This window comes from Okeania sp. KiyG1 (assembly GCF_014132355.1).
GTDB lineage: Bacteria > Cyanobacteriota > Cyanobacteriia > Cyanobacteriales > Microcoleaceae > Okeania.
The window spans coordinates 1-2,978 of the sequence record NZ_BLZO01000193.1; the positions used below are offsets into that span (position 1 = coordinate 1).

3 protein-coding genes and 1 pseudogene are annotated in these 2,978 nt (G+C 31.4%); all 4 read left to right on the forward strand.

Annotated elements, in window-relative coordinates; genetic code table 11:
- Positions 1 to 384 precede the first annotated feature (384 nt).
- The gene (locus SAGCYANO_RS42810; RefSeq protein WP_237397254.1) at positions 385 to 657 is read left to right on the forward strand and encodes a (2Fe-2S) ferredoxin domain-containing protein; all 273 of its coding nucleotides are present in this window, start codon (positions 385 to 387) and stop codon (positions 655 to 657) included.
- A 6-nt stretch (positions 658 to 663) separates the two neighbouring features.
- Positions 664 to 1,191, forward strand: a complete 528-nt coding sequence (locus SAGCYANO_RS42815; RefSeq protein ID WP_375340105.1) for a PAS domain S-box protein — start codon at positions 664 to 666, stop codon at positions 1,189 to 1,191.
- A gap of 757 nt (positions 1,192 to 1,948) precedes the next feature.
- On the forward strand, positions 1,949 to 2,311 hold the full coding sequence (locus SAGCYANO_RS47060) for a SpoIIE family protein phosphatase (protein ID WP_237397012.1): 363 nt from the start codon (positions 1,949 to 1,951) through the stop codon (positions 2,309 to 2,311).
- A gap of 315 nt (positions 2,312 to 2,626) precedes the next feature.
- Positions 2,627 to 2,978 (forward strand): annotated as a pseudogene (locus SAGCYANO_RS47065) (serine/threonine protein phosphatase); the annotation flags it as partial.

Below are 2,978 nucleotides of genomic sequence, written 5' to 3' on the forward strand. Positions count from 1 at the left end.
AGAAGTCAGAAATGTATCAATATAAAATTAGCATCCAAGAAGTATCAGTAGAGGTGAAAATTTCCTACTTCCTATGGCAAAAATATCTTCATCTTTATTTTTTATTGAGAGGAAAGATTGACTTCTGACTTTAGCTATACTCACCTTATTCGCTGTTAAATTTTTGTCTTTATTCTCTTGACTCTTTCTTACTAACTATTTTTATATCAAGGGTGAAAAAAGAATGCTATACTTAGGTGAAACTTCAATTATTAAGTAATTAACACAGGCAAAATAACCTTTTTGATAATTAGCACGCCAATTACTGTTAATTATTCTTATGTTTAGTTCTCCCCTACTCCCCCACTCTCCCACTCCCCTACTCCCCCACTCCCCTACTCAAGAATGAACTATGAAAAAGAAAATTTATATCTTTGTATGGGTTCAGCTTGTCATCAACTAGGAGTTTATGAAGTATTACCAAAACTTCAAAGTATGATTAGCAAATATCACCTAGAAGACAAAATAGAATTAAAAGGCTCATTTTGTTTAGAATCTTGTAGTGATGGAATTGTAATGAAATACAAAAACCAAGTATTTATCAAAATTAACCCTGAAAATATTGAACAAAAATTCCAAGCAGAAATTTTACCCACTATTAATAAACCAAAGGAGTAAATTATTTTGACTAACGAAAAAAATCTCTGGCAAATTCTCTGGGAATATGACCCCAATGGCTTAATTGTAGTTGACACCCAGATGAATATTACTCTCGTTAATCCAGCATTTTGTAAAATGTTTAATGTCAATCAAACAGAGATTATTGGTCAACCAGCATCTATAGTTTTAGAAGATTTAGCAGACTTTCAAAAAGTCTGGGAAAAAGATGAAGTAATTCGAGGAAAAGAAAAAAAATATCAACCTGAAAATCAAGCAAATTCTGAAGCAGATATTGTATATGTGAAAGAAGTAATTTTTCCTATTCGTGACCAAAATTTAATTGCTTGTATTATGGTTGATATTACCCATGAATGGCAACGAAAACAAGAAATGATTAATCTGAGAAATGAAACAGTTAGTAAAGTAAATGAAGTAGTCGATCATCAGATGAAAGTAGTGCAAGAAATTGCTGGTTTATTAGGAGAAACAACTGCAGAAACAAAAGTTAGTTTATTAAAAATTATCAAAATGGTAAATCAAGAGACTCTCTAATACCAAATTGATAAATGTTTGCTACAAATATCTAGGGTATTTCTTAGGAGTCAGGAGTCAGGAGTCGTATGGGAATAGCTTTAATACCATTTTTTAGGGCTTAAATTATCTTTTTCTCTCAAATATAAATCTACTATAAATTATTTTTATCGCTCTTACTATTCGTAACATTCTTTTTTAAAATTGGTATAATATAGCAAGAAACAGGGAACAGAGAACAGGCAATAGTGGGAAAAATATTTCCCTATTTCAAGCCTCCTTATTGCACAGGTACTGATAACTGAAATGACACACAGTATCAAATTAGGAGTCAGACATCTAATAACAAAAATTATGTAGCAATATTTTATCAAATTGATATATAGCAATCCTAAATCATTTGTGATAATTTTATCAAAATAATTGGGTCTAAAACCCCGCCTTTAAGGCGAAATATTTTTGGAGAGTTGCTCAAATACCCGTTACAAAAATAAGTTCTGACTTCTGACTTCGTTAATGCTTAGGTGTTTCTTCCATACCTGTTCCCTGTTCCCTTTTCCCTGTTACCGAATAATTAATAATTAATAATTAAATAATTCTGGTTTAAAGCCTCCCCTTTTAAGGGAAAAAAAAAGAAAATATTCCTGATATTCAATTCCGTAACGGTTTTAACCAGAGGTAATTATCAATTATCAATTATCCATTATCAATTAATGAACTATTCCCTGTTCCCTGTTCCCTGTTACCTGTTCCCACAACTCAAATAAGATTGATATAAATGGAAAATTTTTTAGATATTTACAATTTTAGTCTCAATAAAAAAGGCGAAGAATTATGTGGCGACCAAGTTAAATTCCGCAAGGCCGAAAATAAAACTATTATCGTTTTGTCTGACGGTTTAGGCAGTGGAGTAAAAGCTAATATTCTAGCCACTTTAACCACAGAAATTTTGATTAATATGTTGAATACTGATGACGTTTCTTTAGAAGATGTAATTGAAACAGTCATCGGTACTTTACCTATTTGTCAAGTTAGAAAAATTGCCTATGCTACCTTTACAGTAATTTCAATTAATCCCAAAAATAATAAATTTCTAGTAATTAACTTTGACAACCCTCCGTTTTATATTTTAAAAAGGTAAATTAGTTCAGTTACAAAACAGAACCGAAAAAATATTAGATAAAAAAATTACTTTCTCTGAAGGTAAGTTAGAAAAAGGCGATTTTTAGGAGCTATTAGTGACGGAGTTTTATACGCAGGTTTAGGAGTTAGTTTAAATTTTGGTTGGGGTTGGGATAATATTGCTAAACATATCGAAACTTTATTTATCAATCATACTCATACGGCGAGAAATATTGTTCAAAATGTAATTAAAAAAACTCATAATCTCTATGGAGGCAAAATTGGTGATGATGCCTCTTTCGTGGGAATTTATGTGCGAAAGAAAAATCCAGTAATGATATTTACAGGTCCGCCCCTAGATGAAAATAAAGATTTTGAATATGTCGAGAAATTATTAAGTTTTCGTGGTCGGAGAGTTGTTTGTGGTGGAACAACTGGAAATATTGTGGCAAATTTTCTGGGAGAAGTTATTGAAATGGATATTACGACGATGACTAGAGAAATGCCACCAATAGGTAAGTTGAGTGGAATAGATTTAGTGACTGAAGGAATTTTGACTATTTCCAAATGTGCGGAGATTTTGAAAAAGTCTAATTGCGATATTGGCAGGTTACCTTCAGGAAAAAATGGCGCAGTAATGTTGGCAGAAGAAATATTAGAAGCAGATTCAATTTTATTTTTAGTAG